The 14,171-nt window shown below is 72.3% G+C and carries 8 protein-coding genes; 5 read left to right on the top strand and 3 right to left on the bottom strand.

Features of this window, described 5'->3' with window-relative positions:
* Positions 1 to 170 precede the first annotated feature (170 nt).
* The 3 genes from lanKC to ACZ53K_RS23605 form a co-directional block, all read right to left on the bottom strand.
* Complete coding sequence (gene lanKC / locus ACZ53K_RS23615) at positions 171 to 2,720, bottom strand: class III lanthionine synthetase LanKC (protein ID WP_468839970.1); 2,550 nt, start codon at positions 2,718 to 2,720, stop codon at positions 171 to 173.
* Between the two features lie 12 nt (positions 2,721 to 2,732).
* Positions 2,733 to 3,950, bottom strand: coding sequence for a S1 family peptidase (locus ACZ53K_RS23610; protein WP_468839968.1), 1,218 nt, complete (start codon positions 3,948 to 3,950; stop codon positions 2,733 to 2,735).
* A gap of 521 nt (positions 3,951 to 4,471) precedes the next feature.
* Entirely contained in the window at positions 4,472 to 7,735 is a 3,264-nt protein-coding gene (locus ACZ53K_RS23605; protein ID WP_468839965.1) for a BTAD domain-containing putative transcriptional regulator, read from the bottom strand.
* 230 nt (positions 7,736 to 7,965) lie between these two features.
* On the opposite strand from ACZ53K_RS23605, the gene ACZ53K_RS23600 reads away from it, so the two are divergent.
* The 5 genes from ACZ53K_RS23600 to ACZ53K_RS23580 all read left to right on the top strand — a co-directional run bounded on the left by ACZ53K_RS23600 (position 7,966) and on the right by ACZ53K_RS23580 (position 14,155).
* The gene (locus ACZ53K_RS23600) at positions 7,966 to 9,522 is read left to right on the top strand and encodes an FAD-dependent monooxygenase (RefSeq protein WP_468839962.1); all 1,557 of its coding nucleotides are present in this window, start codon (positions 7,966 to 7,968) and stop codon (positions 9,520 to 9,522) included.
* Between the two features lie 68 nt (positions 9,523 to 9,590).
* Positions 9,591 to 10,253: an SGNH/GDSL hydrolase family protein gene (locus ACZ53K_RS23595; RefSeq protein WP_468839959.1), complete on the top strand. Its 663-nt coding sequence runs from the start codon at positions 9,591 to 9,593 to the stop codon at positions 10,251 to 10,253.
* 275 nt (positions 10,254 to 10,528) lie between these two features.
* Positions 10,529 to 11,230: a helix-turn-helix transcriptional regulator gene (locus ACZ53K_RS23590; protein WP_468839956.1), complete on the top strand. Its 702-nt coding sequence runs from the start codon at positions 10,529 to 10,531 to the stop codon at positions 11,228 to 11,230.
* A gap of 163 nt (positions 11,231 to 11,393) precedes the next feature.
* Entirely contained in the window at positions 11,394 to 12,101 is a 708-nt protein-coding gene (locus tag ACZ53K_RS23585; protein WP_468839953.1) for a Pvc16 family protein, read from the top strand.
* Positions 12,098 to 14,155, top strand: a complete 2,058-nt coding sequence (locus ACZ53K_RS23580; RefSeq protein ID WP_468839951.1) for an ATP-binding protein — start codon at positions 12,098 to 12,100, stop codon at positions 14,153 to 14,155. Before ACZ53K_RS23585 ends, ACZ53K_RS23580 begins: the two co-directional genes overlap by 4 nt.
* Positions 14,156 to 14,171 lie beyond the last annotated feature (16 nt).

The following is a 14,171-nucleotide window of genomic DNA, read 5'->3' as shown; positions in this document are numbered from 1 at the left end:
CGGGTCACCGGCTCAGATGGTGATGTGGCACTGGAAGCTGGCGGAGCTGCCGAGCAGCACCTCACCTTCCTCGGGGCCCTGGAGCTGCTGCAGGCTGAGGATGGACATGGCGTGTCACCTCCTTTCGTGGGTCGGGGTGGCGCTGGGCCGGGAACGGCGCAGCGAGTCTTTTAGGCGGCGGTCGTCGGTGCCGGGCCGCCGAGCAGGGGCAGGAGATGGTCGGTGCGGCGGTGGGCGGCGTCCATCGCCAGGAGCACTCCGGCCGTTCCGGTGGCGAGGTCCATCGACAGGCGGACCAGGTGTTCGCCGGGGAAGGCCAGGCCGTCTCCGTGGGGAACGGCGTGCCACCACAGGTCGTGCAGATGGTCCCGGAGCGCGTCGGCGTCGGCGTCCTGGCCGGCGGACGTCAGGAAGTGGAGCAGTCCGGCACGGCCGTCGAGCAGGCCGGGGAAGACGGTGAACCGGCAGTGTGCCGCCTTGCGGATCGCGCCCAGAGCATCGTCGAGACCCGCGTCGGTGCGGTGCCGGAGGAAGGCTGCCAGGGCGAGTCCGATGCCGGTCGATCCGGTGCCGAGGTAGATCACGGATCGCCATCCGTCGTTGACCTGGAGGGAGTCGTCGACGTACACGCACTGTTCGAGGTCGCGGCGCAGTGCCTTCTCGGCCAGGTCGAGGTGGCTCGGTTCGCCGGTCCGTTCGTGGAGGCGGACGAGGAACAGGGCGGCTCCGGCTGCCCCGGACGTGAGGCCCGCGCCCGGGTGGCTGCCGGCCGGCCGGGCGAGTGCGGCCTCGATGCGGCCGGCGATGCGGTGGGCGTGGTCGAGGTGGCCGTTGTCGCCGCTGCGGGCGTGGAATCCGAGGGCGGCCAGTCCGGTTCCCGGCAGTCCGGTCAGCAGGCCGAGGCTGGTCGGCTCGGCGGTACGGGCGAGGGTCCGCTCCAGGAGGTCGGTGGCGTCGTCGTGCCGCCCCAGGAGGTCGAGGACGGTGGCCACGCCGCAGGAGCCGTTGAACAGTCCGACGGGCGCGGTGGGGAAGGTGCGCCGGGTCGCTTCGGTGAGCCAGTCGGTCCAGGCGGGATCGATGGTGTGGCCGGTGGCGTGCAGGGCGTACAGGACACCCGCGGCGCCGTGGGACAGGTTGGTGCCGCCGCCCTCCCGTGATCCTTCGGGGTCGTTGGGGAAGAGCCGGTCGTCCCGGTCGGGGGTGGCCGAGGCGGTGAGCGCCGCGACGATGCGGGCTCGGTTCTCCTCCCAACCGCCGTCGGACGGGGCCCGCTTCGCAGGTGCCGAGGGGGTGGTCCCGGCGATCGTCGCCATGGTGGTGGCGGCATCGTGTGCGTAGCCGGCGGGCAGGGGGAAGCGTTCGTGTGCCCATTGTGCGCACTGGCCGGGCTTGGCGGGGTCGAGCCCTGTCATGGCTCCCAGCGGGATGAACTGGCCCAGCCGGAGGGCGGCCAGGCCGTACGCGTCGATGTCGGTGCCGGTGACGTGGGCGGGCGCGGCGAAGCCGGGCGCGCCGAGGAGGCCGGTACGCAGTTCGCCGGCCGTGTGGGCGGCTTCCAGGTCGATGAAGGTGACGGAGTTGTCGGGGCGCACGATGATGTTGTTCGGGTGCAGGTCGCCGAAGACGATTCCGGTGCGGTGGATGACGGCCGTGGCCGCGGCGACCTTGTCGAGGATGTCGAGCGCCCAGTGGGTGTACTCCTCGTACATGCCGGGTGTGGCGCCCGGCCGCACCAGGGGCAGGCGCAGCACGGTGGCCTTGGCCAGGGAGTCGCCCTCGATGTACTCCTGGATCAGGAAGTGGTGTTCCCAGTACGTCCGGTAGCCCAGCACGCGCGGGACGAGGCCCGTTCCGGCCAGTGCCGTGAGCATCCGGTGTTCCCGCTCCAGGCGGGCGACGGCGTCGAGTCCTTCCGCGTCGATCCCGGCCAGCGGGCGCGCTTCCTTCAGTACGACCTGGGTGCCGTCCGCCGGGTCCTTGGCGAGGTAGACCCCGCCGCCGTTGGAGAAGTGCAGCGGTCGCACGATCTCGTAGGGCAGGTCCACCCGGCTGATGGCCGTGAAACGTTCGACGCGTTCCCGGATGAAGTCGGGTACCGGCGCCCAGTCGGGCGGGGTGAACGCGGCGGTGCGCGGGTCGCGGACCGGTGTCCCGTCCGGCCGGGCGATGGCCAGGACAGGGGCGTCGCCGCCGTCCTGGGCCCACCGCGCGGCAAACGCTCCGTAGCGTACGAAGACCGGACTGCTGTCGCTCCAGCGGAGGTCGGACAGGATGTAGGGGCCTTGTTGTCCGTCCAGCGCGGCGGTGAGGTCGTCCAGCAGCACCTTGAGTTCCGCGTCGTCGGCGGGGTAGACCGTGAGGAACTTCCCCGAGGAACCGCGGTGGGCGTACTTGGAGTTGAACACCGCCAGCAGCCGGCCGCTGCGCAGGTACTTGAAGGCGGCGCGGTGGCGGGTGCAGACTTCGGCGGCCGCGTCGAGGACGCTCTGGGCGGCGGAACCCTCGGCCGATACGTGGATCTTCCAGCCCTGCAGCGGCAGGGGCCGGCCGAAGAACACCCGCACCCACACGTCGTCATCGTCAGCGGAACGGGTGCCGTCTCCCACCGGCGGCGGCACCCAGCGGGAGCGCGCGTCCTGGATACGCTGCGGAGCGTCGAAAAACAGTGGGTCGGCGAGACAGTACGCGTCCATCTGGGCCAGATTCACCGCGCTCACCCTTTCCTTAGGTCAGGGCTGTCGCCAGTTGAGGACCGTGGTGTTGGTCCTTTTGAGAATCGTGCCGATCGGCTCCACGTAAAGGGTCGCGTTCTGTTCGTTGCCGCCCACGACGGTGCCCACGGCCTTGTCCTCGAACTTCACCGCTCCGCCGCTGTCACCGGGCCCCGAAACGATGTTGATCACCTTGAGGAGGTTCTTCGTCTTGTTGCCGTCGCCGTCCGTCCATGTTTCATCGGCATCGCCGTCCAGCACCTTGCCGCAGGTGTATTTGGTCTTCACACCCGACTTGCAGACCCGCTTGCCCCCCGCGGGCGCCGCGGTGCCGTCGTAGGACTCCATCTGGCCGTCGTACCTGTTGATCCACGTTCCGAACGGATGGAAGGACTGCGGCTTCTCGACTCCGATCAGCGCGAAGTCGTTCTCGGGGAATTCGAACTGCGTGACGATGCCGATGCGCGTCTGCTCCGGATCGTCGCGGGTCACCGTCTCACCCGACTTCTTCACACAATGGCCCGCGGTGACCACGTAGGTCGCGTTGCCTTGCTGCACCATGATGCCCGCCGAGCACGTGCCCCTGGGCGCTTTCAGACCGTCGCCGCCGATCAGTCCCGTCCGGGCACTCGTTCCCCGGTGGTACTCCACCTTCACCCGTGCGGCATCGGCGGCATCGAGTCCGGCCTGCGCGAGGAACGACTCCAGGGCCTTCGTGCCCCGCGCGCTTTCCGGCAGGTCCACCACAACACGGTTGTCCTGCGCTCGAGTACCCCAGGAGGAGTCCTTCGGGGGGCGGGCCACCTTGTCCAGCGCCGCCTTGACCCGCCGCAGGTCGCTCAGCGCGTACCGCGCCTGCCGGGGCACCGCGCCCGCCTTGCGGATCTCGGCGGCCGTCGCCTCGTCGGTGGCGTTGGCGTACACGGCGTTCGCCTCGCCGTCGATCCATACGCCCGCGTACCGGTTGCCCAGCTGCTTACGGAGGGCGTTCGCCTCGTCCGACAACCTGTTCTCGCGCTTGAGCACCGTGATGGCGCGGTCCTTCGACATTCCCGTCGTGGACTGCACCGCCTCCGCCATCGCGTCCAGGCTCTGCGAGGCTCCCGCCATCGCCAGGTTGAGTCCCTGGCCGGCGGCCGGCTCTCCGCCCGTGTCGGCGTGCGCGGCCACCGCGGCGACCGACCCCAGCAGGGTGAGCGCCACGGCCAGGCGCGGTATTTTGCGAATCTTCGCCATCGTTTTCTCCCGATCCTGCGTCACCGGTAAGGGCCGCATTCCCGCGGCGGAACACACACTGCCTGCTCGCCCTACCGCTCAACTAACGCACTGCGCGCAGCCGCTAACGCACCGGACAAGTCTGCTGTCGACTTGCCCGGGGCGTTAGCGCGTAGAGGAAGAGGCACCGGCGGTGGAACCGCGCAGCGACAGTTACCGGATAGGCGATCGGACAGGAGATCGGGTGGAAAACCTGATGGGAGATCGGGTAGCCGACCGGATTGCCGTCAGGAGGCCTCGTCCGTCAATTGCAGTGCGGCGCATTCCCAGTCCGCCCAGATAAGACGGGAAGTCCACCGCTCCGTCAGCGTCATGAACCCCGATTCCAGCCACGGATCACATGGTGAGCAGGAGAGTTGGCTCTCCCGCGGAGGGAGACATGAAGGTGGGGTCATGGACGGCGGCACCCTTTACCCGATCGGTGAGCTGGGTCGGCGCACCGGGCTGACGGTCACGACGATTGTTCGGCTCCGGTTGCCGGTTCAGCCGGGTTCCCGGCGCAGCCGGGCCGGGTCGGCTGTGGTCGCGGCCGTCTTCCCGTCCAGCTCCCAGCCCTTCCCGTACGCCACGGCGAAGGCTTCCTCGCCCAGCGCGGCCCGCCCTCGGCGGGTGAGGTCGCGGACCTGCCGATCGGTACGGTCGTGTGCGCCGCGCAGCCGGGAAGCGGTGCCCAGGAGGACGGCCGACTCCTGATGCCACCCGTGCGCCTCGGCGAGCGCGGCCGCGTTCACCGCCACCACTGCCAGGATGGGCAGGTCCCGGGCTTTCAGCGCCATCGCGTACGCCTTCGTCAGCGCCTTCTCCGCGCCGGCCGGGTCGCCCAGCTCCAGGTGGAGCGAGGCCCGTACGCTGCCGACCAGCGTCCGCGTGTGGTCACCGGGGAACGGGACGTCGCCGTGCAGGCCGCGCTCGGCTCGGTCGAGCAGTTTCCGCGCCCGGTCCAGGTCGCCGAGCCGCATCCGCAAGAGGGCCTCCCACACGTCGACCAGGGCCGGCATCACCGGCGAGTCCATGCGCAGCGCCCGTTCCCGGGCCGAGTCGAGCACCGCGATCGTCGCCTCCGTGTCACCCCGCCGCAGGTGCAGGTCGACCCAGCGCAGGTCGCTGAACACCTCGTCGCCGAGGCTGAGCGGGCCGAACTCGCCGGCCAGCGACCGGGCCTCGCGCAGATCGGCCAGCGCGCCGTCGAGGTCGTCGTACTGTCGCAGCTTGGCGCGCATCAGCAGTACGTCGGCCTGGGCCCAGCGGTCGCCGACCTGCCGGAAGCAGGCCAGTGCCGCCTCCACATCGGTGCGTGTCCGGTCCAGTTCGCCCACGTTCTCGGCGTACTGGGCCCGGAACATACGGGCCAGCCCGGACAGCCATACGTCGTCGCCGTCGGCCAGCCGCTCGATGATCGCGGGAGTGGTCCTCTCCTCCTGCCGGAACGTGAGCGGGAGCGCGGTGAGCGCGGCGTAGAGGCCGGGCAGTTCCGGGTGCGCGAGGATCCGGTCGGCCAACTCTCCTGTCCCGGCCCGGTCGCACGCGGATCGGTCATACTCAGCCCGGTCGTACGCGGCCTCGTCGGCGGTCGTCCCCGGCCGGGTGCCGTTCCGGTTGAGCAGGTGGATCGCGTGGGCGCAGTCACGCTCGGGCGTCGGCTCGCCGCCGGGCACCGCCAGTGCCTCGCCCAGCCAGTAGGCCGCGTCGGAGTGCCGGCCGAACATGTGCCAGTACCAGGTCAGGTGGAGGGCGAGGGCGAGCGCGCCGGGGGCGTCGCCGGTGTCGCAGCGTCGGCGCAGGGCGGCGAGGGTGTTGTCGTACTCGGCGCCGATGACGCGCATGGCGGCCAGTTGGCCGGGCCCGCGCAGCTGCGGGTCGTACCGGGCCATCAGCCCGGCGAAGTGGTTTGCGGCCAGGTCGCGTACGGCGTCGAGGGTGCCGGTCTCCGTCAGGCGGTCGGTGCCGTATTCGCGCAGTGTCTCCAGCATGCGGTAGCGGCCCGGTTCGGGCCCGAGTTGCAGCAGCGACCGGTCGACCAGGGCGGCCAGCAGTTCGGGGATCTCGGCGGCCGGCACCGCGGTGCCGGCGCAGACCGCGGTGGCCGAGGCTCGCGTGACGCCGCCGGGCAGGACCGCGACGCGCTCGGCGACCGTACGCTCGTACGCGCTGAGCAGGTCCCAGCTCCAGGCGATGACCGCGCGCAGCGTACGGTGCCGGGGCAGCGCGGTGCGGCTGCCGGTGGTGAGCAGCCGGAACCGGTCGGAGAGCCCGTCGGCCAGCTCGGGCAGTGACAGGGTCCGCAGCCGGGCCGCGGCCAGTTCCAGGGCCAGCGGCATCCCGTCCAGACCGCGGGTCACCCGCCGGACCTCGGGCAGCGTCGTCGCGTCGAGGGCGAAGCCGGGACGTACGGCCGCGGCCCGCTCGGTGAACAGGCGTACCGACGCCGCCCGCCGGGCCTGTTCGACACCGTCGTCCGGCCCGGGCAGCGCGAGCGGGCCGAGCGGTACGAGCGCCTCGCCGTCGACCGCGAGGGGTTCGCGGCTGGTGGCCAGGACGCGCAGTCCGGAGCAGCGGGACAGCAGTGCCGCGACCAGGTGGGCCACGGCATCGATCAGGTGCTCGCAGTTGTCGACGAGCAGCAGGCTCTCCCGGCCGCCGAGCTGGTCGACGAGTACGTCCAGCTCGTCCCCCTCGATGCGGGTCCGTGCCTCGAACGTCGCGCCGCCGCGCAGCCCGGTCCCGGCGAGCACGGCCGCGCCGACCTTGGCCGGCTCGGTGACCGAGGCGAGGTCGGTCATCCAGGCGCCGTCGCGGTACGCGTGGCGGTGGCGGCGGGCGGCCTCGACGGCGAGGCGCGTCTTGCCGGCGCCGCCGGGGCCGAGCACGGTGACCAGGCGCCCGGCGGCGAGCAGCGTGCCGATCCTGGCGAGGTCGTCGTCGCGTCCGATGCAGCTGGTCAGCGGCGTGGGCAGGTTGCCCGGCCTGGTCTGCGCGGCGGCTGGTGCGGGCAGTCCGGCGTGCAGCAGACTCAGGTGGCGCCCGCGCAGGGCCGCGCCCGGGTCGGTGCCGAGGTCGTCGGCCAGGGTTGCGCGGACCCGCTCGTACAGGGCCAGGGCCTCGGCCTGGCGCCCCTGGGCGGCGAGCGCGTCCATGAGCAGCGCGGCCGCCCGCTCGTGGACGGGGTGTTCGGCGAGCAGGGCGGTCAGGCGGGCGGCGGCCGTGTCGGCGCGGCCCAGGGACAGCTCGGCGTCGGCGAGTGCGGCGACGGCTTCGACGGAGGCGTGGGCCAGCCGGGTCGCGACGGCGGGCGCCACCGCGGCGACGGCCGCGGGCTCGGCGCCGGGACGGTCGCCCCACAGCGCAACGGCCTCACCGAGCACGGCCGCCGCGGCATGCGGGTCGCCGGAGCGCAGGCGGTCACGGCCGGTGGCGGCGAGCCGCTCGAACCGCAGCGCGTCCACGTCGGCCGCGTCCACGGCCAGCCGGTAACCGCCCCCGGCCTGCATGACATCGTCGGCCGAGCCGAGGATCCGGCGCAGCCGTGAGACGAGGGCCTGCAGGGCGTGCGCGGGGCCGGCCGGCGGGTTCTCGGCCCAGATCGCGTCGATGAGGCCGCTCTGCTCGACCGCGTGCCCGCCGGCGAGGGCCAGCCGTACGACCAGAGCCTGCAGCCGGGCACCCGGCACGGGCAAGGGGGTGTCCCCGCGAAACGCCTGCAGGGCCCCGCCGAGCAGCGTGACGCGAAGCCGCGCATCCTCATTCATCTTCCCATTTTCGCGCGCGCCGCCACGGGGCCGGTCCAGGGCCGCGCTGACACGTCACAGGGCGGGACGTACCGGAGACGGGTGGGCCCTGGGCCGGACCGCACGTGAGGCGGTGCCAGCGCCGTGTGTACCGCTGTCAGCGCCGTGTGCGCCCGGTGTGAGCGGCCCGCGTCAGTCTTCGAGTGCCTGACATTCCAGTCGTCCTGACTTGCCCGTCGTAAGGAGTTCTCATGCATGACGTAGTGATCGTGGGCGCCGGCCCGGTCGGACTGTTCCTCGCCTGCGAGCTCGGCCTCGCGGGCTGCTCCGTCCTGGTACTCGAACGGGAGCCGGAGTCCCGTTCCCCGTGGAAGGCGGAACCGCTCGGGATGCGGGGCCTGTCTCCCGCGTCGGTCGAGGCGTTCCACCGCCGCGGGATGCTGCACCAGCTGCTGGCAGCCTCGGGCGTCCACGACGGTCCCGGCACGTACCCCGGTCCGGGCCCCGGCCCGGCCCCCGATGCGTCCCCCGATGCGGACGAGCCGGCGCCCCCTCGTGGCGTGGGCCACTTCGCCGGCATGGTGCTCGACCCGGCCAGGGTCGACCTCGCCGCGCTGCCGTTCCGGCTTCCTGGTCCGGCGACGGAGAGCATGATGACGGCCCTCGAAGCGGTCGAGACGGTGCTGTCCGAGCGGGCGTCCAAGCTCGGCGTGGAGATCAGGCGCGGCGTCCCGGTCACAGCCGTCGCGCAGGACGACGAGGGCGTCATAGCGCACGCCGGCGAGCACGCGTACGCGGCGCGCTGGCTCGTCGGCTGCGACGGCGGACGCAGCACGGTGCGCGGACTCGCGGGCTTCGCCTTCACCGGCACCGAACCGCTGTTCACGGGCTACGTCATGCTCGCCACCGTCGCCGACCCCGACAAGCTGGACCCGGGAATCAACCTGACGCCGACGGGCATGTACCTCCGGATGCCCACCGAGGGCCACATCGGCGTGCTGGACTTCGACGGCGGCGCGTTCGACCGCTCGCGGCAGCCCACACCCGGCCATCTCCAGGCGGTGCTGCGCCGTGTGTCCGGCACCGATGTGACGCTCAGCGACGTCCCTCTCGTCTCCAGCTTCACCGACCGGGCGATGCAGACGACGGCCTACCGGCTCGGGCGCGTCCTGCTCGCGGGCGACGCCGCGCACATCCACTCCCCCCTTGGCGGGCAGGGACTCAACCTCGGCATCGGCGACGCCATGAATCTGGGGTGGAAGCTCGCGGCGACCGTACACGGGTACGCGCCGGAAGGACTTCTCGACACCTACAGCCGCGAGCGGCATCCGGTCGGCGCTCAGGTGCTCGACTGGACGCGCGCCCAGGCGGCGGTGATGCGGCCGGACCCACATGGCCAGGCCATCCAAGGAGTGGTGCGCGACCTGCTCGGGACCCGCGACGGAACGACGTACGCATACGAGAAGGTGTCGGGATCGTCGATCCGCCACGATCTCGGCAGCGAGCAGCCGCTGGTCGGCCGCAGCGCCCCGGACTTCTGTTTCGACGACGGCACCCGCCTCGGCGAGCTGTTGCAGGACGGGCGAGGCGTCGTGCTGGAATTCGGCTCCGGCCACCGCCTGCACGACGCGGTGGCGGGCCGCCGGCGCCACCTGCGTTACGCGGCCGGGGCGGCGAAGAACGACTTCGGGCTGGGTGCCTTGCTCGTCCGGCCGGACGGCATCGTCGCCTGGGCGGGCGATCGCGATGTCGACCGGGAGGCATTCGAGCGGGCCGCCGACCGCTGGTTCGGCGATACGGATATCTGAGCTGCCGTTCCGTTCCTGCTCAGCCTTCTCTCTTTCCCATCCACATCCCCTTTTTCCCAGGAGTAGTTATGACGATCACCCTCCGCCCGGGAACCACCGTCCTGTTCACCGGCGATTCGATCACCGACTGCCAACGGCTGGAGAGCGAGGACGGCCTCGGCTTCGGCTATCCGCTGCGCATCGCGGGCGAGTGGGGCCTGCGGCACCCGGACCGCCCCGTGACCTGGCTGAACACCGGGATCGGCGGCCACAAGGTGCGGGACCTCGAAGCCCGCTGGCAGACGGACGTGCTCGACGCGCGCCCGGACGTGGTGTCGATCCTCGTCGGGGTCAACGACATGGGCTGGCACACACTGGATCCGCAGGGGTACGTGATTCCCGCGGCGGAATTCGAAGCGGGTTATGACCGTCTGCTCGCGCCTCTCGCCGAGGCGGGCACGGAATTGATCCTCATCGAGCCGTTCCTGCTGCCGATCCACGGCGTCGTCGAGGCCGGGGCCGCGCTCGTCGGTGTGCAGGAGCGAAGGGAATGGCGCGCCGATGTGGACCCGAAGATCCAGGCCGTGCGGAAACTCGCCGGTGAATACGGTGCCCAACTGCTCCGCGCCGACGCCATGTTCGCCGGACTCGCCACGACGACCGGACCGGAGTACTGGGCCGAGGACGGCGTACACCCGACACCGGCGGGCCACGCCGCACTTGCGGAGGCATGGCTGCGCCTGGTCCTGTGAACGGGCCCCGCGGCGCCGCTTCGCTGCCCTGGACGCTCCCTGGTCTGCCCTCCCGTCTCTTTTCCCCCGAGGGGCGCGGGGCCTAGACAGGAATCCTCCGCCGTCGCGGCCCCGTGGGAAGCGGTCACCCTGCCCGACGCCGGAATACGTAGGGGCCCGGCTACGTAGTTCTTGCCGATGCGGCGTTCCCCTCCCCGGCGGCATGGTCTGTACCGCAGTCAGGTACCGCTCCAAGCGGACTGCACCGACGACGAAGACCGGCGCCCGGGCCGGCCATGTGCCGACGGCGACGCGGTTCGCCCGCAGAACAGGGGAATCACTTGCTCAGCTCGCATCCGGCCCCCACAGCTCCCCTACCCACCGCGCGCCGGGTGCGCGTGGTGGTCACGGCATCCGATCCGATCAGCCGCGAGGGGGTCCTCAGCCAGCTGCGCCGCCATCCGGAGGTCGACCTGCGGGAGGATTCCGGTTCCGCCGCAGTGGCCGTGCTCGTCGAGGACGTACTCGATGAGGCCGCGCTCGCCCGGCTGCGGCGGACCGTGCGCAGCGAGGGGGCGCGGGTGGTGCTCGTGGTGGGGACCATCCGGGAGAACGAACTGCTGGACGTCATCGAGTGCGGCGCGGGAGCCATCGTCTGGCGCCGCGAGGCCACCGCGCACCGGCTGCTGCAGGCGGTGCTGACCGCGGCCGAGGGCGGTGGCGATCTGCCTCCGGACCTGCTGGGCCGGCTCATCAGCCAGGTGGGTCGCCTGCAGCGGGGCGGCGCCGACCATCCGGGGTCGTTCCTGGGCCTCACGTCGCGCGAGGTGGACGTGGTGCGGCTGGTGGCCGAGGGGCTCGACACCTCGGAGATCGCCACCAAGCTGTCGTACTCCGAACGCACCGTCAAGAACGTCATGCACGGACTCACCACCCGCCTGCATCTGCGCAACCGCTCGCACGCGGTGGCGTACGCGCTCCGCGAGGGCTACATCTGACCGGACGGGCGGCCGGGGCGGCCCCTTGAGGCACCGGCGCTGCCCCGTCGCCGTCCCCGGCGTGCCTGCGCACCGGGCGGCGCAGGGACCACGATCGGCGGCAGGGCCGCGAACAGCCGGCGCCGGGAGCCAGCCGGGGCGGCCGGCAGGTGGGAGCACGTACGTGATTCATGAGGTGGACGAGGTCGTCAAAAGCCTCATCGGCGGCGGGGCGCTGGCCGGGTCCGGTATCGACGTGTCCTTCGAGGTGCCCACCCGCGACTGGGCGGCCCGGCGCAACGCGCCCGTGGTCAACGCCTACTTGTACGACGTCCGGGAGGACGTGTCCCTGCGGCAGCGCGGGCGGACGGGGCTGCGCGACGACCGGGACGTCGTCGTACGCCACCGTCGCCCGCCGCGCTGGTTCCAGCTCTCCTACCTGGTGACGGCGTGGACGAAGACACCGCAGGACGAGCACCGGCTGCTGTCCGCGGTGCTGGCCACGCTGCTGCCGCACGAACTGATTCCCGCCGAGGAGCTTCCGGAATCGCTCGGGCGCCTCGGCCTGTCGGTGCCGGTGACCGTGAGCGGCACCCGGTCGGAGGCCCGCTCCCTCGCCGACATCTGGTCCGCGCTGGGCGGCGAGCTCAAGCCGTCTCTGGATGTCGCGGTGACCGTGCCGTTCCCGGCGTACCCCGACTACGACGCGGGGCCCCCGGTCACGGAGGGTGCGGCGGTGCGGGTACGCGGTGTGGAGGGCAGCCCGCCGCGGTCGGAGGAGCGCGCCCACCGGCCCGGTCACCTCGCGGCGGCCCGCGCCGCGCACGAACAGGCGGCAGCAGCCCGTACCGCGCACGAGCAGGCGGCGGCCCGCCGCACGGAGCAGACATGAACGCCACGCCCCTGGACGACCTGCTGCACACGGCAGCCGAGCCCGGGGACGCCGGTGCGGCCGGTCCGGCGCGGTCGCTCCTCGCACGCCTGGCCGGGCTGCGGCACGCGGTGACCACGCTGATCGAACACCGCTCCGCCGACGACCCCACGGCTGACGATCCGCTGCGCGGCCTGCACCTGTCCGGGGAAGCCGTGGGTCATCTGCTGCGCACCTGGCCGCACGCGGTGCCCGATGCGGTGCGCGGGACTGGTGTACGGCCGGGAGCGCCGGCGGAGTGGCCGGGGGACCGCGACGACCGTCTGGCCCGGACGGCCGCCCGGCTGCGGCTCACCGAGCTGGACACCGCCGTGCTGCTCATCGCCCTCGCCCCCGACCTCGACCGCACCTTCGAACCGCTCTACGGCTACCTCAACGACGACGTGAGCCGCCGCCGCGCCACCGTCGGCCTCGCCCTCGACCTGTGCGGGCTGCCCGCGCACCTGCCGGAGGCCCGCGCCCGGTTCCACCTCTCGGCACCGCTGCGCGCCCTCGGTCTGCTGACCGTCGAGGAGGCCGACCGGCCGCTCCTGACCCGCTCGTTGTCCGTGTCCGACCGGCTCACCGCCCACTTGCTGGGTGACGACACTCCGGATGCCGTGCTCCTGGGCCAGCTGCGGCCGATGCCGGACCTGCTGCCCTGCGCGGAGCACGACGAGGGCTTCGTCCGGCGGCTGGCCGTCCGTCTCGGTGACGGGCCGTTCACCGCCTACCTGCGGGAACACCGTGAGGGCGACGCTTTGGCCGCCCTCACGTCCGCACTGCGCGAGGCGGGTCTCGACGCGCTGCGATTCTCCGGGCCCCCGGAGCACGTCACGGAGCTGCTGCGGGAGGCGCGTCTGACGGGCCGGGCCGTCGTGGTGTGCGGCCTGCCCGGGCAACCGGTCGCGATGGTGGCCGAGTTGACGGCGGCCACCGATGTGACCGTACTGCTGACCGACTCCCGCCCGTACGATCCACAGTGGTCGGCGCACGACCCGCTGGTGCTCCAGGCGCCCCGGCGGCCGGCCGGGAGTACGGCCTCCTGGCGCACCGCGCTGGGGCCGGCGGCCGACGGCTTCGACCTGGCCGGCACCGTGACTCCGTACCACTTGGGCGGTGAACGCATCGCCCGCGCCGCCCGCGCCGCGACGGCGCTCGCCGCCTTCGACGGGACTCCGCTCACCGCCGACCACGTACGGCTCGCCGCCCGGCAGCAGTCGGCCTCGGGCCTCGAACGGCACGCCCGCCGGATCCGGCCGGCGGTGGACTGGCGTGATCTGGTCCTGCCCGACGGGCCCCTCTCCCAGCTGCGGGAACTCGCCCTGCGCGCCCGCCATCGCGACCGGGTGCTCGGCGACTGGCGGCTCAGCGCGGGCGGCGGCCGCGGGCGCGGCGTCCTCGGTCTCTTCGCGGGCGAGTCCGGCACCGGCAAGACACTGTCCGCCGAGGTAATCGCCGCCGATCTGGGTGTCGACCTGTACGTGGTCCAGCTGTCCTCGATCGTGGACAAGTACGTCGGCGAGACCGAGAAGAACCTCGAACGGATCTTCACGGAGGCAGACCGCACGGACGCCGTGCTCCTCTTCGACGAGGCCGACGCCGTCTTCGGCAAACGCTCGGAGGTCAAGGACTCGCACGACAGGTACGCCAACATGGAGAGCGCCTACCTGCTGCAACGTCTGGAGTCCTTCGACGGCATCGCCCTGCTGACCACCAACCTGCGGGCCAACATCGACGACGCGTTCACCCGCCGCCTCGACCTGGTGGTCGACTTCCCCTTCCCGGACGCCGGACAGCGTCTCGCGCTGTGGAAGCACGGCCTGTCGCATGTGCCCCGCGCCGGGGACATCGACGTGGCCGCCCTCGCCCGGGACTTCGAACTGGCCGGCGGCTCGATCCGCGGCGCGGTGGTCACCGCCGCCTACCTCGCGGCCGGCCGGGACGAACCGGTCGCGGCGGACGACCTGTGGGAAGGCGCCCGCCGCGAATACCGCAAGGCGGGGCGGCTGGTCCCGGGTGAAGCGAGTTGGTGACGCGCAGAGTCCGGCC

Source organism: Streptomyces sp. NPDC033221 (genome assembly GCF_055577005.1).
Note: the sequence above shows the minus strand (reverse complement) of the source record. Positions and strands in the feature narration are given on the sequence as shown.

Excerpts from the sequence above, each read along its gene's own strand:
- ACZ53K_RS23610 (WP_468839968.1), bottom strand. The coding sequence starts at position 3,950 with ATGGCGAAGATTCGCAAAATACCGCGCCTGGCCGTGGCGCTCACCCTG.
- ACZ53K_RS23605 (WP_468839965.1), bottom strand. The coding sequence starts at position 7,735 with ATGAATGAGGATGCGCGGCTTCGCGTCACGCTGCTCGGCGGGGCCCTG.
- ACZ53K_RS23600 (WP_468839962.1), top strand. The coding sequence starts at position 7,966 with ATGCATGACGTAGTGATCGTGGGCGCCGGCCCGGTCGGACTGTTCCTC.
- ACZ53K_RS23595 (WP_468839959.1), top strand. The coding sequence starts at position 9,591 with ATGACGATCACCCTCCGCCCGGGAACCACCGTCCTGTTCACCGGCGAT.
- ACZ53K_RS23590 (WP_468839956.1), top strand. The coding sequence starts at position 10,529 with ATGTGCCGACGGCGACGCGGTTCGCCCGCAGAACAGGGGAATCACTTG.
- ACZ53K_RS23580 (WP_468839951.1), top strand. The coding sequence starts at position 12,098 with ATGAACGCCACGCCCCTGGACGACCTGCTGCACACGGCAGCCGAGCCC.